The 19,661-nt window shown below is 64.8% G+C and carries 19 protein-coding genes and 2 pseudogenes; 8 read left to right on the forward strand and 13 right to left on the reverse strand.

Going from position 1 to position 19,661, the window contains the following annotated elements; genetic code table 11:
* Nucleotides 1–67: 67 nt before the first annotated feature.
* From JG743_RS25680 to JG743_RS25695, 4 genes are all read right to left on the reverse strand, one after another.
* Entirely contained in the window at nucleotides 68–826 is a 759-nt protein-coding gene (locus JG743_RS25680) for a F0F1 ATP synthase subunit A (protein ID WP_126055981.1), read from the reverse strand.
* A 63-nt stretch (nucleotides 827–889) separates the two neighbouring features.
* The gene (locus JG743_RS25685) at nucleotides 890–1,282 is read right to left on the reverse strand and encodes an AtpZ/AtpI family protein (protein WP_202293846.1); all 393 of its coding nucleotides are present in this window, start codon (nucleotides 1,280–1,282) and stop codon (nucleotides 890–892) included.
* A 267-nt stretch (nucleotides 1,283–1,549) separates the two neighbouring features.
* On the reverse strand, nucleotides 1,550–2,734 hold the full coding sequence (locus JG743_RS25690) for a cell wall hydrolase (RefSeq protein ID WP_202293849.1): 1,185 nt from the start codon (nucleotides 2,732–2,734) through the stop codon (nucleotides 1,550–1,552).
* 146 nt (nucleotides 2,735–2,880) lie between these two features.
* A complete protein-coding gene (locus JG743_RS25695) occupies nucleotides 2,881–4,155 on the reverse strand; it encodes an MFS transporter (protein ID WP_202302961.1) in 1,275 nt (424 codons plus the stop codon).
* A 115-nt stretch (nucleotides 4,156–4,270) separates the two neighbouring features.
* On the opposite strand from JG743_RS25695, the gene JG743_RS25700 reads away from it, so the two are divergent.
* The gene (locus JG743_RS25700) at nucleotides 4,271–5,191 is read left to right on the forward strand and encodes a LysR substrate-binding domain-containing protein (RefSeq protein ID WP_202293852.1); all 921 of its coding nucleotides are present in this window, start codon (nucleotides 4,271–4,273) and stop codon (nucleotides 5,189–5,191) included.
* Between the two features lie 224 nt (nucleotides 5,192–5,415).
* Here JG743_RS25700 and der read toward each other — a convergent pair whose 3' ends face one another.
* Both der and JG743_RS25710 read right to left on the reverse strand, forming a co-directional pair.
* A complete protein-coding gene (gene der, locus JG743_RS25705; RefSeq protein ID WP_202293855.1) occupies nucleotides 5,416–6,843 on the reverse strand; it encodes a ribosome biogenesis GTPase Der in 1,428 nt (475 codons plus the stop codon).
* A gap of 3 nt (nucleotides 6,844–6,846) precedes the next feature.
* A complete protein-coding gene (locus JG743_RS25710) occupies nucleotides 6,847–7,512 on the reverse strand; it encodes a tetratricopeptide repeat protein (protein WP_202293858.1) in 666 nt (221 codons plus the stop codon).
* Between the two features lie 201 nt (nucleotides 7,513–7,713).
* Here JG743_RS25710 and JG743_RS25715 point away from each other — a divergent pair, with 201 nt between their 5' ends.
* A complete protein-coding gene (locus tag JG743_RS25715; RefSeq protein WP_202293862.1) occupies nucleotides 7,714–8,721 on the forward strand; it encodes a polysaccharide deacetylase family protein in 1,008 nt (335 codons plus the stop codon).
* 24 nt (nucleotides 8,722–8,745) lie between these two features.
* Here the strand turns inward: JG743_RS25715 and sbmA are convergent, their stop codons facing one another.
* The 3 genes from sbmA to JG743_RS25730 all read right to left on the reverse strand — a co-directional run bounded on the left by sbmA (nucleotide 8,746) and on the right by JG743_RS25730 (nucleotide 11,578).
* Nucleotides 8,746–10,005 carry a peptide antibiotic transporter SbmA gene (gene sbmA / locus JG743_RS25720; protein ID WP_202293865.1) on the reverse strand — a complete coding sequence of 420 codons (1,260 nt, stop codon included), beginning with the start codon at nucleotides 10,003–10,005 and terminating at the stop codon, nucleotides 8,746–8,748.
* A 121-nt stretch (nucleotides 10,006–10,126) separates the two neighbouring features.
* A complete protein-coding gene (locus JG743_RS25725; RefSeq protein WP_202293868.1) occupies nucleotides 10,127–11,287 on the reverse strand; it encodes a YbfB/YjiJ family MFS transporter in 1,161 nt (386 codons plus the stop codon).
* 90 nt (nucleotides 11,288–11,377) lie between these two features.
* Nucleotides 11,378–11,578 (reverse strand): hypothetical protein, encoded by a 201-nt coding sequence (locus tag JG743_RS25730; protein WP_202293871.1) that lies wholly within the window; start codon nucleotides 11,576–11,578, stop codon nucleotides 11,378–11,380.
* Between the two features lie 95 nt (nucleotides 11,579–11,673).
* Between JG743_RS25730 and JG743_RS25735 the strand changes: the two genes are divergently transcribed.
* The 3 genes and pseudogenes from JG743_RS25735 (at nucleotide 11,674) to JG743_RS25745 (ending at nucleotide 14,304) form a co-directional block, all read left to right on the forward strand.
* A complete protein-coding gene (locus tag JG743_RS25735) occupies nucleotides 11,674–12,588 on the forward strand; it encodes a LysR substrate-binding domain-containing protein (RefSeq protein ID WP_202293874.1) in 915 nt (304 codons plus the stop codon).
* Nucleotides 12,589–12,666: 78 nt separating this feature from the next.
* The gene (locus JG743_RS25740) at nucleotides 12,667–13,923 is read left to right on the forward strand and encodes an aminopeptidase (protein WP_202293877.1); all 1,257 of its coding nucleotides are present in this window, start codon (nucleotides 12,667–12,669) and stop codon (nucleotides 13,921–13,923) included.
* Nucleotides 13,924–13,947: 24 nt separating this feature from the next.
* A pseudogene (locus JG743_RS25745) lies at nucleotides 13,948–14,304 on the forward strand (DUF488 domain-containing protein).
* 247 nt (nucleotides 14,305–14,551) lie between these two features.
* On the opposite strand, the gene JG743_RS25750 reads toward JG743_RS25745, so the two are convergent.
* Nucleotides 14,552–14,905: an ArsC family reductase gene (locus tag JG743_RS25750; protein WP_244672911.1), complete on the reverse strand. Its 354-nt coding sequence runs from the start codon at nucleotides 14,903–14,905 to the stop codon at nucleotides 14,552–14,554.
* Between the two features lie 163 nt (nucleotides 14,906–15,068).
* Here JG743_RS25750 and JG743_RS25755 point away from each other — a divergent pair, with 163 nt between their 5' ends.
* The 3 genes and pseudogenes from JG743_RS25755 (at nucleotide 15,069) to JG743_RS25765 (ending at nucleotide 16,477) form a co-directional block, all read left to right on the forward strand.
* Nucleotides 15,069–15,644: a dihydrofolate reductase family protein gene (locus tag JG743_RS25755; RefSeq protein WP_202293880.1), complete on the forward strand. Its 576-nt coding sequence runs from the start codon at nucleotides 15,069–15,071 to the stop codon at nucleotides 15,642–15,644.
* A gap of 2 nt (nucleotides 15,645–15,646) precedes the next feature.
* On the forward strand, nucleotides 15,647–16,000 hold the full coding sequence (locus JG743_RS25760) for an ArsR/SmtB family transcription factor (protein WP_202293883.1): 354 nt from the start codon (nucleotides 15,647–15,649) through the stop codon (nucleotides 15,998–16,000).
* A pseudogene (locus JG743_RS25765) lies at nucleotides 15,997–16,477 on the forward strand (SRPBCC family protein). Before JG743_RS25760 ends, JG743_RS25765 begins: the two are co-directional and overlap by 4 nt.
* An 83-nt stretch (nucleotides 16,478–16,560) precedes the next feature.
* Here JG743_RS25765 and JG743_RS25770 read toward each other — a convergent pair.
* From JG743_RS25770 to JG743_RS25780, 3 genes are all read right to left on the reverse strand, one after another.
* Nucleotides 16,561–16,914 carry a nuclear transport factor 2 family protein gene (locus tag JG743_RS25770; RefSeq protein ID WP_202293886.1) on the reverse strand — a complete coding sequence of 118 codons (354 nt, stop codon included), beginning with the start codon at nucleotides 16,912–16,914 and terminating at the stop codon, nucleotides 16,561–16,563.
* 166 nt (nucleotides 16,915–17,080) lie between these two features.
* Entirely contained in the window at nucleotides 17,081–18,067 is a 987-nt protein-coding gene (locus JG743_RS25775) for a 2-dehydropantoate 2-reductase (RefSeq protein WP_202293889.1), read from the reverse strand.
* On the reverse strand, nucleotides 18,067–19,596 hold the full coding sequence (locus tag JG743_RS25780) for an acyl--CoA ligase (protein WP_202293892.1): 1,530 nt from the start codon (nucleotides 19,594–19,596) through the stop codon (nucleotides 18,067–18,069). The genes JG743_RS25775 and JG743_RS25780 overlap by 1 nt, the downstream gene beginning before the upstream one ends.
* Nucleotides 19,597–19,661: the final 65 nt, after the last annotated feature.

Here is a 19,661-nt window from a genome sequence, read left to right on the forward strand (position 1 = left end):
TTCAAACTCCTTTGGATCTGTAATTCCGTTGCAATTCCATCCGGCGGTTAATGCCGGAAACTCGTAATCAGTGCCCGGGATGCAGGGCGTCGTTGAGGTACATGCAGGTCAGCACGGCAAAGACATAGGCCTGCAGGAAGGCGACCAGCAGTTCCAGCGCCGTCAGCGCCACAGCCATGGCCAACGGCAGCACCGAGCCGGCAACGCCGACCGCGCCGAGCGCGCTGAGGCTGACGACGAAACCCGAGAAGACTTTCAGCGTGATGTGGCCGGCCAGCATGTTGGCGAAGAGACGAACCGAGAGACTGACCGGGCGCGACACGAAGGAGATCACCTCGATCAGCACCACCAGCGGCAGCAGGAAGACCGGCACGCCATGCGGCACGAACAACTTCAGGAAACCGAGGCCGTGCTTGGTGAAGCCGTAGACAATGACGGTTCCGATGACCAGCGCGGCAAGGCCGAAGGTGACGATGATATGGCTGGTGACGGTGAAGAAATACGGGAACAGGCCCAGCAGATTGGCGACCAGCACGAACATGAACAGCGAAAAGACGAAGGGGAAGAACTTCAACCCCTGCTTCCCAGCCGCGTCCCGCAGCATGTTGGAAACGAATTCGTACGCCATTTCCGAGACCGACTGCAGGCGGCCGGGAACCAGGCTGCGGCTGGCGGTGGTGAGATAGAGGAAGGCCGATGCGACGGCGACGGTCGCGACCATGAACAGAGCGGAGTTGGTGAAGGACAGGTCGTAGCCGCCGATGTTGATCGGAATCAGCTTGACGATATGGAACTGGTGGATCGGATCGACCTTGTCAGCAGCCATTTACATCCCCGTCAAAGCCGCACGCGGCCTCAGTGTCCTAATTGCGCCTGTGACAGCGCCACTTCATTCTTTCGGATCGCGCGACTTCTCGCCCTGTCCGAATTCCGACACAAGCCCCGCCGAGCGCAGGACATTGAGCACACCGGCGCCAAAGCCCAGCAGCAGGCCTACGATCAGACCCCATGGCGAGATTCCCGCCAGCCGGTCGATGATCCAGCCGATTGCGACACCGACCACTATCCCGGCGATGAACTCGCTGGACAGCTTGAGTGCCTGACCGTATCCGGTCACTGCTTTCGCGTCGTCTTTCCCCTCGAGCCGATCCGGCCTTCTTGACGCAAGCGATGCTTCAAGATCACGCCGGCGGCGCTCAAGATCGTCGTCTCGGATGTCGGCTTCGCGCTCACTGCCGCGGCCGGTTTCTCCGGTTCCGTCTGGCCCTTTCTTGTCGGCCATCGCAACCCCCCTGCCCGGTCAGACCGCTACCGTCCGTCCGCTTCTAAAGTCGCCGGCAACATAGTTAGAGGGTCCGCGCCCGTCAAGCCACGGGCCGAACTTCAAGCCTATGTATTTTCTGCAATAAAATCAATTGTTTATGGAGGTGCGACATCGTGCCCGTCGCGGTTGCCGGCAAGTGCGTGCCGAATCCTCGCGGCGACCGGTCTCCAGTTGCCGGCGCGCGGGGCCGTTCGGGTCAGGCCAGACGGTGCCGGCGAACGAGCCTCAGCTCCAGCCGCCGCCGTAGGTGCGGTAGAAGATATGCAGGCCGATCTTGGTCATCTTCTGCATGGTGCGCGCCCAACCCGGATGCACGTAGTTGGCATAGTAATGGGTCGAAGAGCCAACTTCGGGAATGAAGATCTTGCCGGCGGTCACCGCCATGGCGACGTCCTGCGCGGTCTTGTAGGCGACGGGATCGGTGACGCGCTTCTTGCGGCCGTCGCAGGCGAAGGAGAACTGGCAGCGGTTCAGCCAGTTGTCGTTTTGGTAGACGACGCCGCAGATCGACTTCGGATAGGCCGGGTTGCGGACGCGGTTGAGGATCACCTGGGCGACGGCGGCCTGGCCGCGCACGGATTCGCTACGCGCCTCGAAATAGATGCCGTTGGCCAGGCAGGCTTGCTCCGGCTTGGAGAAGACGCTGGCCGGCAGCGGGTTCTGGATCCACCAGTGGTCGCCCTTGGCCATCGGCGGGATGAAGCGGCCATCGTTCGGCTGCTCGTCCTGCAGCAGCGCCTCGAAGGGGGACGACTTGGCATAATCCGGCTCGGCCTGGGCATAGGCGGTGGCCAGCACGTCCGGCTTGTCATTGTTGACGAGGGACGCCAGCATGGCCGGTACGCCGGGATCGGGCTTCTTGTCCTCGCGGATGTGGAAAGCCTGAGCGATCTGGACCTCCTTGCCCTTGATGCCGGGCTTGGCGAAGGCGAGCTTCAGCCCGCTGTCCATGCTCGGGCGCAGCAGCGAGGATGTGCGCTCGAAGATCGAGCCGGCATTGAAGGCCTTCGGCGGCGTCACCGGCGAGATCTGGACGATGCGGCCCTTCTTGTCGGCGCGCACGATGCGGTCCTCGTCTGGCGTGGTTCCCGCTACGCTGCCCTTGCCGCGAAAGGCGACCGAGCCGACCCCGGGCAGTTGCACGCCGGAGCCGGAGATGGAGCCGGTTGAGACGGAATCGACGAAGGGCATCTCGGCTGCGTGGACCGAGCCGGCGACGGATTTCTCGACATAGGCGTTCCAGCGGGCGTTCGGCGCCTCCAGACCGGAAACCAGGCTGGTTATGTCCTGGTAGGCAACGACGGTCGGAAAGCCGACCCAGATGCCGAGGCCAATGACGAACGGAGACAGGAAAGAACGTTTTCTCTCACCGGCGGCGGCGACCAGCCGCTTCAAGACACGTCGATGCACGGAACTCTCCAGAAACGCAACTGACCCTCTGGAGAGCCAAAATGATGCATTAACCTTGATGGGGCGTTAACGCTATCGATCGTGTTTTTTTGATGTTGGCCCGAAACGGGACGTCGTTCTCCCGCCGCCCCCGCATGCCGCGAAAATCAGCGCGGTCGCAGGAAGATCGGCCAGGCGACCAGGGCGCAGGCCGCCGCCGCCAGCCACACGCCGGACCACGACCAGAGGTGCAGAAGCCCGGGAATGGCGATCGGCACCAGGCAGAAGCCGACGAAGACGAAGCTGTTGGCAAGGCTGAGCGCGGTTCCGACATGGCCGGGGCCGGCAAGCGTGGCAAGCTCGGTATAGGCGACGCCATGCCAGGCAGAGACCGCGATGCCCGCGACGACCAGCACGACGGGAAGCGCCGCCGTCAGGGCCGGTTGCCCTGCGGCCGCGACGACCAGCAGCCAGAGGACCGCGAAGGCAAGCGCGCTCAGCGCACTGCACAGCCTGAGGAACGGGCGGCGGTTGCCATGACGGTCGGTGAAGCGGCCGCTCCAGACGCGCATGACCATCGCGCCGGTCTGCACGGCAGCCAGGCTCAGGCTGATCGCCATTGTCCCCATGGCGGCGAAATCGTGCAGGAACACCGACGCGAAGGTGAGCACCGCCACCTGCGGGAAGCAGAGCAGGCCGATGGCGCTCGAGATGCGCCAGACCTCGATGTTGCGAAGCGGCGCCGGGCCGGCCGTCGTGGCGGCGGCTTGGCCACCCCGTTCCGCTGGTGGCTCGTGCAACCAACGCCAGGCAAGGAAGGCCGAGAGGGCGGAAACGGCTGCAAGCAGACCGAAGACCGCGGCAAAGCCGAAGCCCGAGGCAAGCGAAGGCAGGACGAGCGCGCCAAGGCCGCCGCCCAGCGGCACCGCCGTCTGCCGGATGCTCATGGCAAAGCCGCGCTCCCCCTCCCGGAACCATCCCATGATGGCGCGGCCGCTGGAGCCGTTGACGCTGCCGCCGAGCAGGCCTGCAACGAGCAGGCTTGCCGAGAGCAATGTGACGCCCGGTATGGCACCCTTTGTCGGCACGACCAGCATCGCCATCGCGAAAAGCCATGCCGCCGTCGCGCCGAGCCCTGTCAAAAGCACGCGGCGGTCGCCCCAACGATCGGTGAGCACGCCCCAAGGCAGTTCGCTCAGCGCCACACCGAGGCCGAGAAGGCCGAGCGCCAGACCGAGCGAGGCATTGTCGAGATGATAGCCCTGGCGCATCACCACCGCGGTTGCCGGCACGCCGGAGAAGGTCGCCGAGAAGCCGGCATTGGCGGCGACGCCGATGCCCAACACCTTCCAGCGATGATTGGGTCCGAAGGTTCTCGCGGCAGTGCCAGCCACGGCATTGGGAGGCGGCGGGCAATCGGTGCGTGTAACGATGGCGGACATGGTTCCATTCTCGTGGTGGCCGGCTGCCGGCTTGACGAGGGTGATGTAGCGCCATAGCTTCATCCATAAAATCAGGAAGTTTTTGACCAACACTCCTGAAAAACGGGATTATGCCGTGCGACGCGTCACATTCGACCTGGATGTCCTCAGGACATTCGTCACCGGCATGGAGCTGGGCAGTTTCGCCAAGGCGGCCGAGCGGCTTGGCCGTTCGACCTCGGCCGTCAGCGCGCAACTGAAGAAGCTGGAGGAGCAGGCGGCAACGCCGATCTTCCGCAAGTCCGGGCGCGGCCTGGCATTGACCGAGGCCGGCGAGACCATGCTCGGCTATGCGCGCCGGCTGCTCGAGCTCAACGACGAGGCGGCCGCTGCCATCCACGACGTCGAGCTGGAAGGCTGGGTGCGGCTCGGCCTGCAGGAGGATTTCGGCGAGGCGGTACTGCCGGAGGTGCTGGGCCGCTTCGCCCGCACCCATCCCAAGGTCAAGATCGAGGCGCGGATCGCGCGCAGCCACGAACTCGCCGAGCGGATCACCGCGGGCAGCCTCGACATCGCGCTGGCCTGGCACAGCGGCGCGAGCCTGCCCTACAGCCGGCACGTCGGCGATGTTCCAATGCGCTGGATCGGGCCGGCAAAGCCGATCGAGGCTGGGCTGGGCGAGGACGACACCCTGCCGCTGGTGGCGCTGGAAGCGCCCTGCCTGCTGCGCTCAGTGGCTACCGAAACGCTCGACCGCGCCGGCCGGCCCTGGCGAATGGCGTTCTCCAGCCCCAGCCTTGGCGGCATCTGGGCGGCGGTCGCCGCCGGGCTCGGGCTGACGATCCGCACGGATATCGGGCTGCCCGCCAATGTCAGGGCGATGGCGCCCGAAGCGCTTGGACTCCCTGCCCTGCCGAAAATGGCGCTCCACCTTCACCAGAAGGACGCCGAGCTCGACCCGGTGGCGGCGCGGCTGGCGGATATCTTGCTGCAGGCGGCGATCGAGGCCCTACCCGAGAGCGCCGAGACGAAAGAGAATCTGCTGAAAGTCGCCTAGCTTCTTGGCCGCAACGTATCGTTCGTTATCCGAGCGCAGCGACGCGAAGCGGAGTGTAGACTCTAGGACCCATGCCTCCGACGAAGAGCGCAGCGGAGCTGAATTCCGGACCCTAGCAACGCTTCCAAGTCATGGCATGGATCCTCGGGTCTGCGCGGCGTCGCTTCGCTCCTTGCTCCGCCCGTGGATGACGAGGAAGCGGCGTTTGCGACAATCTCCAACCGTCAGCGCTTCTTCGCGCGGCCGGCGAAGGGATTGTCCGAAGTGCGCAAGGCGATGCGTATCGGCACGCCGGGCATGTCGAAGGCCTCGCGCAGGCTGTTCGACAGGTAGCGGACATAGGATTGCGGCATTGCGTCGGGCCGCGAGCAGGACACGACGAAGCCCGGCGGCCGGGTCTTGGCCTGGGTGACGTATTTGATCTTCAGGCGGCGCCCCGCGACGGCGGGCGGCGGATGATGCGCAAGGATGCCTTCCAGCCAGCGGTTGAGCTTGCCTGTCGAGACGCGGCTGTTCCACACCTTGTGCGTCTTGATGACGCTATCCATCAGCTTGTCGAGGCCGCGTCCGGTTTCGGCCGAGACAGTCACCGCCTGGATGCCGCGCACCTGCGGAAGAAGCCGTTCGGTCTTCTCGCGCAATTCCGCCAGCAGTTCCTGCGGATTGTCGATCAGGTCCCACTTGTTGAAGGCGATTACCGGCGCGCGACCCTCACGGATGATGAGATCGGCGATCTGAAGATCCTGCTTCTCGAAGGGGATGGTGGCGTCGAGCACGATGATGACGATCTCGGCGAAGCGGATGGCGCGCAGGCCGTCCTGCACGGACATCACTTCCAGCTTTTCGTGGATCCTGGCCTTGCGCCGCATGCCGGCGGTGTCGAACAGTTTTACCCGGCGGCCGCGCCAGTCCCAGTCGACGGAGATGGAATCGCGGGTGATGCCGGCTTCCGGCCCGGTCAGCAGCCGCTCCTCGCCGATCAGCGCGTTGATCAGCGTCGACTTGCCGGCGTTCGGGCGGCCGACGACGGCGATGCGCATCGGCTTGGTGTCGTCATAGGCGGGCTCGGCGTCGGGGTCGGCGATGTCCTCGCCGATCAGCACCTCGCTGGCGGCGATCTCCCCGTCATCCTCCTCGTCCTCGCCGAAAGCGCGTTCCTCGCCGAGCGCCGATATCACAGCGTCGCGGAGGTCGGGCATGCCCTGGCCGTGCTCGGCCGAGATCGGGATCGGCTCGCCGAGGCCGAGTTCCCAGGCCTCCAGCATGCCGCCCTGGGCGCCCTTCGCCTCGGCCTTGTTGGCGACCAGCACCACCGGCTTGCCGGACTTGCGCACGACCTCGGCGAAGGTACGGTCGTCGGGCAGCAGGCCGGACTTGGCGTCGATGGTGAAGAAGATCAGGTCCGCCTCGCGGATGGCGATCTCGGTCTGCTGGCGCATGCGGCCGGGCAGCGTCGAGGCGGCCGCATCCTCGAAGCCGGCGGTATCGATGACATCGAAGAAAAGATCGTAGAGCTTGGCGGCGTGGACGCGGCGGTCGCGGGTCACGCCCGGCGTGTCGTCGACAAGCGCTAGCTTCTTTCCCACCAGCCGATTGAAAAGAGTCGATTTGCCGACGTTAGGCCGGCCGATGATGGCGACTTTGAAGCTCATGCATCACGACGCGTTGCCCGACCCACGGATCAGTTCGGACATGAGGGTGGCGCGCTGGCGCGCATTGCGCGGGGCGCCGTCATCCGAAGCGATCTGGTCGAACAGTTTCAGCGCGTCCGCGGTCTTGCCTTCCTTCCAGGCGGCAAGGCCGAGCGCCTCGCGCGCGGTGTGACGCAGCGTGTTGGTGTCGGCGGTCAGCGCCTCGACGCGGCTTGAGACGTCGGCGAAGGAGCCGGTGTCGACCAGCAGCAGTGCCGCCCTCAGGCGCGCCATGTCGCGGATGCCCTGCGGGATGGCGGTGTCGGCGGCAACGTCGTCGAAATCCTTGACGGCGGCGGCGACGTCGCCCTTGTCGGCCTTGACGGTCGCGGCGCGCATGCGGGCGAGCAACGGATAGGCGCCGTAGCCGTCCTTCTGGAGCTGGTCGAGGGCGGTAAGCGCCTCGTCGCTCTTGCCGTCATTGGCCAGCTTCAATGCCTGCGAGAAAGCGTCGCCCGAGCGGTTGGCGCGGCTCTCGTCCCAATAGCGATAGCCGACGACTGCGGCGGTGCCGAGCACGATCAGGATCGCAAGGCCAAGCAGCGCCGGACCAAAACGGTCCCACAGCGCCTGCGCCTGGTCGCGACGAATCTCTTCGTTGACTTCGCGGATAAAACTGTCGTCGGACATCAATCAAAACCATTGCTGCCCCGCGGGGCGCTTCTTGAGCCCGCGTTTTAGCGAAATTTTGTCGGCATGGAAGGGGTCCGCCAGGAAAATCGGCGGATAGAAGACCGGACCCGGCAAGGAGCGCCCCGCGCGCCGACCGCACCCACGCCACATTTCGCCGCTAGCCGGTCGCCGACCGTCCCGATGTTCAGAACTGTGCCGATGCCCCGTTTATTCCCTGTTGTTGCATCCTGCGTCGCCTCGCTCGCCCTGGCCGGCCCGGCTCTCGCCGATCCGCCCGCGCCACCGCAATCGGCCAAATCGAAGCAGATCGTCATCATCTCCTTCGACAGCGCCCGCGAAATCTCGCAATGGCAACGCAGCCGCGCCCTGGCGCAACGCACCGGCGCGCATTTCACCTATTTTGTCTCCTGCGTCTTCCTGCTCTCGCCGGAAACGCGCAACGACTACGCGGGGCCCGGCAAGAGCGCCGGCAAATCGAATATCGGCTTTGCCGCCTCGAAGCAGGAGGTGGCGGACCGTCTGGAGCAGATCGGCCTGGCCGCCTCGGAAGGCCATGACATAGGCAGCCATGGCTGCGGCCATTTCGACGGCAAGGGCTGGAGCAAGGCCGATTGGCTCGCCGAATTCCGCGCCTTCGACCACATCCTCGAGAACGCCTATTCGATCAACGGCATCGTGCCCGAGCCAGTCGGCTGGCGCGATTTCGCGCGGCATGCGGTGACCGGTTTTCGCGCGCCGTACCTTTCGGCGAACAAGGCACTCTATGAGGCGCTGCCCGAGGCTGGCTTCCAGTTCGACGCCAGCGGCGTCTCGCCAGGCCCTGCCGTGCCGCCGGAGAAAGGCGGCACCATGCGCTTTTCACTGCCGCAGATTCCGGAAGGACCGAAGGCCAGATCGGTGATCGCCATGGACTACAATCTCTATGTCCGCCATTCCGGCGGCTTTGAGCGGCCGAGCATGGCGGCGGAGTTCACCGAGCGGACCTACCGCGCCTTCCGCGCCGCCTTCGACAAGCAATACCAGGGCAAGCGCATCCCGCTGGAGCTCGGCTTCCATTTCACCCAGATGAATGGCGGCGCCTACTGGGATGCGCTGGAGCGCTTTGCTGGCGAAGTCTGCGTCATGCGGCAGGTCGAATGCATCAGTTTTCGCAATTATGTCACGCGCCGGCGCGCCGGCGAGCGACAGGCAATCGTGGGCGGCTGAGCCGCCCGCGCCTTGCCTGAACTGTCAGGCCGGATCCTCCGCGCCTTGCCTTGCCATATAGCGCTGGTCGATATCGGGCAGCGGCTCGCCCTGCAGCGTCGCTTCGAAGGCGCGCAGGCGCTTGTGCACCGACTGCAGCTCGACGATGGTCGACCAAGAGGTGAGCAGGAACTGAAGCGATCCCGTGACCTTGCCAAAGGCATTGGAGATCTGGTTCAGCGCGCCGAAGGTGATCTTGTGCGCCACCAGCGAGGGTCCGAGAATCAGCAGCGAGAAGATGTTGTCGGCCTGGAGGTAGGTGTAGCGGACGACGTTGAAATAGATGTAGTGAAAATAGAGCCTGAAGTAGTTTTGGCGGACATTGGCGAAGAGCTCGGCGGTGGTCGCCGGCTGGGCCCTGTCGGCATGATCCTCACCATAGACGAGCTCCTTGCGATAGGCCGCCTCGACGCGCTGGTTGCGGAACTGCAATCCAGGCAGCTTCAGGCCCGCAACCATCACCGAAATCGTTCCGAACAGACACCAGGCCAGCGCGGCGATTACCAGCGGCTGAGGGACTGCTCCGACAATCGGCAACTCGGTAATATGGGCCTGCAGCTGGATCATCACCGGCAGGAAGGCGATCAGGGTCATGATCGACTGGACGAAACTGGAACCCAGGTCCTCCATGATCTGCGAGAAGCGCATCGTGTCTTCCTGGATACGCTGCGAGGCACCCTCGATATGACGCAGCCTGCCCCAGTTCGCCACGAAGTAATCGTTCATTGCCGTGCGCCAGCGGAAGATCCAGTGACTGACGATGAATGCGTTGACCACCTGCACATTCATGCCGACCAGCGCCAGCCACGAGAAGTCGGCCAGTCCGAGGTAGAACTCGCTATCTGTCGACTTTCCCGTGCCGGACATCAGGCCCTGCACATAGTCGAAGAACGGACCGTACCAGGCGTTGACGGCGACGCTGACCTGCACGTTGAAATAGATGAAGAACAGGATGACGGACGTCATCAGGATCGACCAGTTCTGCCAGGGATGCGGTGAATACCAGGCCCAGAAGGCGTAGAAGGCGGCCACGCAGAAAGCGAAGTAGAGATAGAACCACAGGAACGGCTTCGACCACAGCACGGCGATGCCGATGATAGGCGGCGCGTCGGCCGCTGCCGGCGGCAGGCCGACGATGGCGCCCAATTGCTCACCACCGAAGAACCAGAACAGAATCGCCGCAAGGCTCCAGAGGGCGGCCGAGGTGAAGAAGAGCTTCGGCTGCGGGAAGAAAGAAACGAACACTGTGGGGGGTTCCTCGGTCTGACCGCAAATCAGCGGCGTTGCTGCTCGGCGGGCATAAGGTCACACATTAGGGCGAAAGAAAATGCCCGTGCCCGTGCCCGCTACGGAGCAAGACGACAAATCATGGCGATTTTGGCGCAGCCGACCAGGCGATGATGGTGGAGACGAGCAGGACGATGGCGGCCATGATCGAGGCCGAGACGTAGTTGCCCGACGCCTGCGCAAGCAGGCCGGCGGCGATCGGGCCGATGATCTGGCCAAGGCCGAAGGCGGCGGTCATCAGCGCGAAGATGCGGCGCGGCGCCTGCGGCGCGAGCTGCCTTGCCGCCTGCAGGCCGAGCGCGGTGATGGCGATGAACGTGCCGCCCAGCAGAACGCCAGCCAGCAGCGGCCCGGCATGGCCGCCCACGACGACGCTTGCGGCGACGCCGACCACCTCGATCAGACAAGCGAGCACGTAGGCTGCGTAGAGACCGAACCTTTCGGCGACCTTCTGCCACAGCCAGACGGACGGAAAGCCGGCGAGCCCGGTGACCATCCAGACCATGGCCTCGAAAACGCGCCCGCTGCCGCCCTGGCGCACGATGGCGACGAGAAAGGTCGCCGTCACCACATAGCCGAAGCCGAACAGGCCGTAGGCGATGATCATCTTGAGCAGCGACCGATCCCTGGGTAGCGCCGGCTCGCGGCCTTCGGCACCGTTGATGGTCGTGGCGGGGCCGGCCAGCCAGGCGACAATGGCGAGACCCAACACGGAGATCACCGCCGACCACAGCCAGCCCGCGGCCCAGCCGGCATGGGCGGTGACGAGAACCGCCATCAATGCCGAGGAGGCGGCGATGCCCAGGCCGACGCCGCCGAAATGCAGCGCCTGCAGATCGCTTCGATCGGCCGCGGCGAGATGGCTGAAGACAATCGAGGCCATGAAGACCATGACGAAGGCGCTGGCGAGGCCGGCAAGAAAGCGGATGACGAGAAAGGCCGCAATTGTCTCGCCAAAGCCCATCAGGGCAGCGAGCGCGGCGCTGGCGGCGAGGCCGGCGAACATCAGCATGCGTTCGCGCCCATGCGCCCACCCGCCGGCGGCGACAAAGGCGCCGACGAGATAGCCGAGATAGTTGGCCGAGGCGATCCAGCCGGCGTCGGCCGGCGACAGATGAAGCTCCTCCATCATGCCGGGCAGGATCGGCGTATAGACGAAGCGGCCAATGCCCATGGCGACGGCCATGGCCAGCATGCCGGCGACGGCGAGGCGCAGGGGCGATGGCGAGGCGGTTCTCATTGCAGCGCAAAATAAGTGTGCGGAGCAGCAAGACAATTCGTTTGCGTTGGGCCAGCGACCATCGGGCGAGCCGGGCTATCGACCGCCGTGTTAGCGGCTGCTCGCCTCAGCCGTCTCGTAAGCGGTGCGGCGCGCCGTCAGCCGAAACGGCATGTCGCCCAATTCGCGCTCCGACATCGTGTCCAGCACCGGGTGCGCCAATGGATCGGCCACCCATCTTGCGGTCTCGCTTTCGTACTGGGCGCCTTGCCCTGCGCCAGCGAGGCCATTGAGCAATGACATAATCTTCATGGTTCCGCCTCGAATTCGCGTTGACCCCCATAAAATCTGTATCTGGATCATGCGTTTCAATTGAGAATTCCGCCATGTCAGTTTAGAAAAACTGTATGAGCCTGTTGAACCGCGTCCATCTGAACGGCTTGCGCGCAGTGGAAACCGTCGCCCGGCTGGGCTCGCTTGCGGCGGCGGCCGGCGAGCTCAACGTCTCGGCCAGCGCCGTCAGCCAGCAGATCAAGCGCACGGAAAAGCAGCTCGGCCAGGCGCTGTTCGAACGCACGCCGGGCGGCCTTGTTGCGACGGAGTTCGGCGCGGCGTTCACGGCAAGGCTTGGCGCGGGTTTTCGCGAGCTGGCGCAGGCTGTGGCGATGGCCGACGAAGCCAGCCAATGCACGCTCGTTGTTTCGGTGGCGCCGGCCTTCGCCTCGAAGTGGCTGCTGCCGAGGCTGTCCCGGCATTTCGCCCGCCACCCGAATGTACTTCTGCGCATCGACGCCTCAGGCAGGCTGGCCGATCTGGATCGCTCCGACGTCGACGTCGCCATCCGGATGGGCGACGGCAAGTGGCCGGGCGGGCGGGCGGAACTGCTGCTTGCACAGGAGATCTTCCCGGTCTGCGCGCCGTCGATCGCGGCCAGACTGCACTCGATCGAGGATCTGGCGCATACCTGCGCCATCACCGACGAGCGGTCGATGATCAGCTGGGACAGCTGGTTCGGGGCGGCCGGCGTCGAGCCGGTCACATTCCTTAAGGGGGCACGCTTCACCGACCCGATGCTCTGCCTGGAATCTGCGATCGCCGGGCACGGCGTCATGCTTGCCTGGCAATTGCTGACCGCCGACGCGCTGGCCGACGGCCGGCTTGTGGCACCGTTCGGGGTGCGCGCCGAGAGTGGACTTGGCTATTGGATGGTGACCTCGGCCACGAAAAGCGAAAGCCGCAAGGTGCGCGACTTCAAGATCTGGATCCGCGAGGAGATCGAGGCGACCACGGCGCAGTTCCGGGCGCTCGACAGCGCCGCCTGACCCAGTCGATCACTGTGGAAAGGCCGGCCCTGCCGGTCTATGTATGCACCAGACCCCACAATCACGGCAGGCAGGATCATGACCACACATTCGCGCGGCGTTGCAGCAACCATCGACCCGGTGAAGCTCGACAGGCTGGCCGAAGTCGCCATCAAGGTCGGGCTGCAGCTGCAGCCGGGACAGGACCTGGTGGTGACGTCGTCAATCGCCGCCCTGCCCTTGACACGGCGCATCGTCGAGCATGCCTACAAGGCCGGCGCCGGCCTGGTGACGCCGATATTCAACGATGACGAGATCACGCTGGCGCGCTTCCGGTATGGCGCCGATGCCGGCTTCGACCGCGCCGCCGGCTGGCTCTATGAGGGCATGGCGAAAGCCTTTGCCAACAATGCGGCGCGGCTTGCGGTGCGCGGCGAGGACCCGTCGCTCTTGTCGGCGCAGGACCCGGCCAAGGTGGCGCGCGCCAACAAGGCGAACTCGATGGCCTACCAGCCGGCGCTGGAAAAGATCACCGGCTTCGACATCAACTGGAACATCATCGCCTATCCCGATCTTGCCTGGGCCAAGCAGGTGTTTCCGGGCGATGCCGACGATGTTGCGGTGGCGAAGCTCGCCGATGCGATCTTCTCGGCCTCGCGGGTCGACGTCGAAGACCCGATCGGCAACTGGAAGGCTCACAACGCGGCACTTGCCAGCCGCACGAAATGGCTGAACGAGCACAATTTCCATGCGCTGCATTTCACCGGACCGGGCACCGACCTGACGGTTGGGCTCGCCGAAGGTCATGAGTGGATGGGCGGCGCCTCGACGGCCAAGAACAGCATCACCTGCAACCCGAACATCCCGACCGAGGAGGTGTTCACCACGCCGCACGCGCGGCGGGTTTCCGGCTACGTGTCGTCGACCAAGCCGCTCTCTTACCAGGGCACGCTGATCGACGAGATTTCGGTGCGCTTCGAGGAGGGCAGGATCGTCGAAGCCAAGGCTTCGAAGGGCGAGGATGTGCTGAAGAAGGTGCTCGACACCGACGAAGGCGCGCGCCGCCTGGGCGAGGTGGCGCTGGTGCCGCATTCCTCACCGATCTCGGCGAGCGGCCTCTTGTTCTTCAACACGCTGTTCGACGAAAACGCCGCTTGCCACATCGCGCTCGGCCAGTGCTATTCGAAGTGCTTCGTGAACGGCGCCTCGCTCAGCCAGGACGAGATCGCCGCGCGCGGCGGCAACAAGAGTTTTATCCACATCGACTGGATGATCGGCTCGAACAAGATCGACATTGACGGCGTGGCCAAGGACGGCAGCCGCGTGCCGGTGATGCGCAAGGGTGAATGGGCCTGACAGAGGTCTCGCCTCGAGGGTGTGATGGCCTTCGACATTGCGGTGAAGCGTATCTACGAAGCGCCGGCGAAAGCGGACGGCAAGCGGGTGCTGGTCGACCGCATCTGACCGCGCGGCGTCGCCAAGAAGGACGCAGCGCTAGCGCTGTGGCTGAAGGACATCGCGCCGAGCGACGAATTGCGCACATGGTTCGGGCATGAGCCCGGGCGCTGGGCGGAGTTTCAGAAGCGGTATTGGGCGGAGTTGGACGCTAATGGTGAGGCGGTGGCGGAACTGCGCGGGCTGCTCAACCTCGGCAAGGTGACGCTGCTCTATGGTGCGCATGATGAGGCGCACAACAATGCGGTGGCGCTGGCAGGGTATTTGCGGGAGACGGGTTGAAGCGCCCGCAAAGCTGGCGATTGGCGAAAGCCGAAGTGACGTCCAATCTCCCCCCTTGCGGGGGGAGATGCCCGGCAGGGCAGAGGGGGGTGCTGTCCCGCCGGCATCTCAACAGATCGCGACCACGGTAAGAGGTAGGTCGTGCAAGAACAAATCCGCCAGTGCCGCGATCCGTCACACCCCCCTCTGGCCTGCCGGCCATCTCCCCCGCAAGGGGGGAGATCGGCGGCGTCGCTGTCGCTCTACTCTACTTCGCCTCCACCATCTCCTCGTAAACCTCCGACTTGAAGCCAACCAGGATGCGATCGCCCACCTCCAGCACCGGGCGCTTGATCATGGTGGGCTTCGCCAGCATGAGCTTCTTCGCCTTCTTCTCGTCGAGCGATTGCTTGTCTCCCTCCGGCAATTCGCGAAACGTCGTGCTTGCCTTGTTGAGCAGCTTTTCCCAGCCGACCTTGCCGACCCAGCCGTTCAGCCTGTCAGCCTCGATCCCTTCAGCCCGGTAGTCGTGGAAGCGGTAGGGAACGTCGCGGCTCTCCAGCCAGACGCGCGCCTTCTTGATCGTGTCGCAGTTGGTGATGCCGTACATGGTGATCGTCAAAATGGGCCTCGGACAAGTGAGTTTGCGAATCTGACGGCAAGCTAGGCCCGCCCTGCCCGCTTTGCCAGCGTATTGCTGACGTGTGAAATCTGGCCTTGCCAACACTAAGGTTTTTTCCTAAGTATTTTCCCGACCAGGAATCCAACGCTATCGAGAGGACGTCATGGGCAGGCTTGTCGTTGCAGAATTCATGTCGATTGACGGTGTGTCGGAGGCGCCCGGAGGCGAGCCGGGGTACCGGCACACCAACTGGGTCGGCAAGCGTCACGAAGCCAAGCAGATCGAACATAAGTTCCAGGAAGTGCTCGACCACGAAGCTTTGCTGGTCGGCAGGGTGACCTATGAAAGCTTCGCCGGCGCCTGGCCGACCTACAAGGGTCCCTTCGCCGACCGCATGAACGGCATGCCGAAATATGTCATCTCCTCAACGCTAAAAGATCCGGCCTGGAACAACACGATCGTGCTGCAAGGTGAGCCGATGGCCGCCGTCGCCAAGCTGAAGCAAAACCTTAAGGGCGATATCCTCGTCGGCGGCAGCCGGACACTGGTCAACGCGCTCCGCCAGCATGATCTCGTCGACGAATACAGGTTGATGGTGTTCCCCGTTATCCTGGGCAGCGGCGCGCAGTTCTTCGACCGAAGGGAGGACGCTACGAATCTGAGGCTAACCGCCACTCATTCCTTCGCCAACGGCGCAGTCGAGCTCACTTATCAAGTGCTGCGCGGCGAGGAGATATGACCATGAGCCTGCAGGCCGTCAGCCAAAGCGTGCCGCCGATCGACGGCATTTTTCGTGCGCTCGCCGATCCGACCCGCCGGCGTGTCGTGGAGCGCCTGAACAGGAGCCCGGCGTCGGTCAGCGAACTGGCGCAGCCCTTCGACATGGCGCTGCCCTCCTTCGTCGAGCACCTCAAGGTGCTGGAAGGCTGCGGGCTGGTGCATTCCGAAAAGGCCGGACGCGTGAGGACCTACCGGCTTTCGCCCGAGCCGCTGGCGCTCGCGGAAATCTGGCTCGCCGAACAGCGCGCCCTCTGGGAGCGCCGCCTCGACCAGTTCGACGCCTATGTCATGGCCCTCAAGGAGAAAGAAAAATGAGCTATCCGTTCAAGCCCGATCCAAGACTGGACTTTGACCCTGGAGCGCTTCCTAGACGCCCCGCGCGAACTGCTCTGGCGCGCATGGACGACGCCAGAGCATGTCAAGCAATGGTTCACGCCAAAGCCGTGGATCATCACCGATTGCGAGATCGACCTCAGGCCGGGCGGGCTGTTTCGCACGCGCATGCAGTCGCCCGACGGCAAGGAGGTCAACGACCGCCACTGCTGCTATCTCGAGATCGTACCGAACGAGCGGCTGGTGTGGACGGACGCACTGTTGCCGGGTTACCGGCCGTCGGGTGAGCCGTTCATCACCGCGGTCATTGCGCTGACACAAGAAGGCAAAGGCACGCGCTATACCGCCACCGCCATCCACCGAGACGAGGCGACGCGCAACAACCATGAAGAGATGGGTTTCTTCGATGGCTGGGGCACGGTGGCCGACCAGCTTGCGGACTATGTGAAGACGATTTGAGGTCTCGCTCCTAGACGGCGGCCGGAGCGCTTTGCCCCGGCCGCGCGAGGTAACGTCAAACGCAGCGAGCGGAACTGGTCCGGCTAGTAGTAGAAGCGCTCTTCGCTGATCTTGCCGTTCTTGACGGTGTAGAGACCGACCTCATCCATGGTGACACGCTGGCCGGTAGACTTGGGCGTTATGTCGAACGAGAAGCGAACCGCGAACTGATCGCCGTTGACATATGGCCCTTCGACGGAGCCGCTGTGGACTTCGTGGTTTTCCTGCCACCACTGGCTCTTCTGCTTGAGGGCATCCTTGCCATGGCAGGTGGCCATCGGCCCCTCCATGGCTTCGTAACTGACAATGTCGTCGGCGTTGTATTTCGAAGCAGCGCCATCATGGTCGCCCTGCTTGAGAAGCTCCGTGAAGTCCTTGGCAATTTCGGCAATGGTCATGACTTCCTCCTGTTCAGACGTGTTGCAGGTAGGGGGTCGGTTGCTCGGCCGCCACCGTTGATCCGGTCGACAGGTGACAATTCATGTCAGGATAAGCCAGACCGGCTCGCCGCGGAAACATGCTCATATCGCGGCCAGTGCATCGCTCTCGCCGCCCAGCTGCCAGCTACAAGAGCGAATAACACCCGCGCTCGATTGCGAGGCGCCGCACCAGCGCCAGCACGCTGTCGATCGTCGGCGTCGGTTGGCCGGTCAGCCGTCCCAGTTCCTGCACCGCGCTCACCAGCGCGTCGATCTCCATGGGGCGGCCGCGCTCCAGATCCTGCAGCATCGAGGTCTTGTGCTCGCCGACGTCGCCAGCTCCCTTGATGCGCTTGTCGACGGGAATGGGAAAGCGGACGCCGAGGCTTTCACCGATGGCCTGCGCCTCCAGCATCATGGCGCGGGCAAGCGCGCGCGTTCCCTCGTCGGCGACGATTGCCGCCAGCGTGCTGCCGGTCAGCGCCGAGATCGGGTTGAAGGACAGATTACCCCAGAGTTTTACCCAGATCTCCGAGCGGATGTCCTCGCGGACCGGCGCCTGCAGCCCGGCCTTGACCATCTCGCGCGCGAGCGCGGTGACACGCTCGCTCTTTTCTCCCGAAGGCTCGCCGAGCGAAAAGCGGGTGCCCTCGACATGACGGATCAGGCCGGGCGCATCGACCTCGGCGGCGGGATAGACGACCGAACCGATGACGCGTTCCGGGCCGATGCCTCGCCAGATCGTGCCGCCGGGATCGACGGCTTGGATGCGCGTGCCTTCGAGCGCGCCGCCGGCCTTGTAGAAGTACCACCAGGGCACGCCGTTCTGCATGGTGACGACCACTGTCTCGCGCCCGAACAGCGGCACGATCTGGTCGAGCGCTGGCGCCAGCGAATGCGCCTTCAGCGCCAGTATGACATAGTCCTGCACGCCGAGATCTTCAGCGCGGGCGGCGGCCTGTACCGGGGCAACCAATTCCCGGCCGTCCTCGATCAGTCTCAGACCATCGGCCTTGATCGCCTCGAGATGCGCGCCGCGCGCCACAATCGACAGTTCGACCGAGCCGGCGATCGCGAGCTTGGCGGCAAGGTAGCCGCCGATGGCGCCAGCACCGAAGACGGTGACGCGCATCAGCCGAGACCGAGCTTGGCGGCGAGGCCTATGCGCTGCAGCTTGCCGGTCGCGCCCTTCGGAATCTCGTCGAGGATCAGGACCTTGCGCGGCACCTTGAAGTCGGCGAGCCGGGTCGCGGCAAAGCCGCGTATGTCGGACTCGCTGGCGCTCTGCCCTTCGCGCAGCACGACGGCCGCCGCGACCTCCTCGCCCAGCTTGTCGTGCGGCATGGCGAAGGTGACGACCTGCGCCACCGCCGGATGGTCCATCAGCACGCCGTCGACCTCGAGCGGCGAGATCTTCTCGCCGCCGCGGTTGATGATTTCCTTCAGCCGGCCGGTGACGCGCAAATAGCCGTCTCCGTCGAGCACGCCCTGGTCGCCGGTGTGGAACCAGCCATGGGCGAAGGCACTGGCGTTGGCATCGGGGTTCTTCTCGTAGCCGGCGGTGACATTGGGGCCGCGAATGACGATCTCGCCAGTCTCGCCGGCTTCAAGCAACCGGCCGTCCGGCGCCATGACAGCCACCTCCGGTCCGGCCGCGGCGCCGACGCTGCCCGGCTTGCGCTGGCCGGGCGGCAGCCGGTTGGACGCCATCTGGTGCGCGGCTTCGGTCATGCCATACGATTCGATCACCGGGCAGCCGAAGGTCGACTCCAGTTCGGCCATGACCTGCGCCGGCAGCGACGCCGAGGACGAACGGATGAAACGCAGCGGTGTTGCCGCGAGAGTATCGGCGTTACGCGTGGCGCGCGGCAGGATCGCCTGGTGCATGGTCGGCACCGCCGTGTACCAGCTCGGCTTTGCTTCGCCCAGCCAGTGGAAGAAGCGCAGCGCATTGAAGCCCGGCGTGCAGAAGACGCTGCCGCCGGCGGCGAGCGAGGACAGCACCGCCGCGATCAGCCCATGGATGTGGAACAGCGGCATGATGTTGAGGCAGCGATCGGCCGAGGTCAGGCCGAGCGTCGCGCCGATATGGGCCGCCGAGGCGGCAAGGTTGGCGTGGCTGAGCGGCACCAGTTTTGGCCGCGACGTGGTGCCTGAGGTGTGCAGCAAGAGCGCGATATCGCCGTCCTCAGCCAGGGCGGGTGGGGCGGCCGGGCCAACGGGTTGGCCTTCGATCGTGAAGCTACCGGCGGGTGCGCTGTCGGGCACCAGCAGTCGCAGCACGCGGATGCCGAGACGCTCGGCAACCGCGACTGCCGGCCCTTGCTCGTCCCTGGCAACCAGGATCGCCTTGGCGCCGATGTCGGAAAGATAAAAATCGAGCTCGTCGGCCCGGTAGGCCGGATTGAGCGGAGCGGTCGAGGCGGCTGCCGCCACGGCGACAAAGGCTGTCGCCATCTCCGGCCCGTTGGGCAGCACGATGGCCACCCGATCGCCGCGGCCGAGGCCCAGCGCATTGAGCCGCGCCGCTGTGTCGCGGATCAGCCGGCGGAGCCCGCCATGCGTGAGCGTTGCCCGGTCGGGCGCGGCGATCGCCGGCGCATCGTCGGCGCCAGGCGAAAGACGATGGGCGATGTCAATTGCGTCAGCGGTATTGGTCATGGTCACCGACTATCTTTCCAACCTGCAAAAATCCAGCCGAACGGCAGCACAGTCTCGTGAAGCCG

It is taken from the genome of Mesorhizobium sp. 131-2-1, from assembly GCF_016756535.1.
Lineage (GTDB): Bacteria > Pseudomonadota > Alphaproteobacteria > Rhizobiales > Rhizobiaceae > Mesorhizobium.

Coding starts and splice junctions, on each gene's coding strand:
- JG743_RS25680 (WP_126055981.1), bottom strand. CDS start 826: ATGGCTGCTGACAAGGTCGATCCGATCCACCAGTTCCATATCGTCAAG.
- JG743_RS25685 (WP_202293846.1), bottom strand. CDS start 1,282: ATGGCCGACAAGAAAGGGCCAGACGGAACCGGAGAAACCGGCCGCGGC.
- JG743_RS25695 (WP_202302961.1), bottom strand. CDS start 4,155: ATGTCCGCCATCGTTACACGCACCGATTGCCCGCCGCCTCCCAATGCC.
- der (WP_202293855.1), bottom strand. CDS start 6,843: ATGAGCTTCAAAGTCGCCATCATCGGCCGGCCTAACGTCGGCAAATCG.
- JG743_RS25710 (WP_202293858.1), bottom strand. CDS start 7,512: ATGTCCGACGACAGTTTTATCCGCGAAGTCAACGAAGAGATTCGTCGC.
- JG743_RS25715 (WP_202293862.1), top strand. CDS start 7,714: ATGCCCCGTTTATTCCCTGTTGTTGCATCCTGCGTCGCCTCGCTCGCC.
- JG743_RS25725 (WP_202293868.1), bottom strand. CDS start 11,287: ATGAGAACCGCCTCGCCATCGCCCCTGCGCCTCGCCGTCGCCGGCATG.
- JG743_RS25730 (WP_202293871.1), bottom strand. CDS start 11,578: ATGAAGATTATGTCATTGCTCAATGGCCTCGCTGGCGCAGGGCAAGGC.
- JG743_RS25735 (WP_202293874.1), top strand. CDS start 11,674: ATGAGCCTGTTGAACCGCGTCCATCTGAACGGCTTGCGCGCAGTGGAA.
- JG743_RS25740 (WP_202293877.1), top strand. CDS start 12,667: ATGACCACACATTCGCGCGGCGTTGCAGCAACCATCGACCCGGTGAAG.
- JG743_RS25755 (WP_202293880.1), top strand. CDS start 15,069: ATGGGCAGGCTTGTCGTTGCAGAATTCATGTCGATTGACGGTGTGTCG.
- JG743_RS25760 (WP_202293883.1), top strand. CDS start 15,647: ATGAGCCTGCAGGCCGTCAGCCAAAGCGTGCCGCCGATCGACGGCATT.
- JG743_RS25770 (WP_202293886.1), bottom strand. CDS start 16,914: ATGACCATTGCCGAAATTGCCAAGGACTTCACGGAGCTTCTCAAGCAG.
- JG743_RS25775 (WP_202293889.1), bottom strand. CDS start 18,067: ATGCGCGTCACCGTCTTCGGTGCTGGCGCCATCGGCGGCTACCTTGCC.
- JG743_RS25780 (WP_202293892.1), bottom strand. CDS start 19,596: ATGACCAATACCGCTGACGCAATTGACATCGCCCATCGTCTTTCGCCT.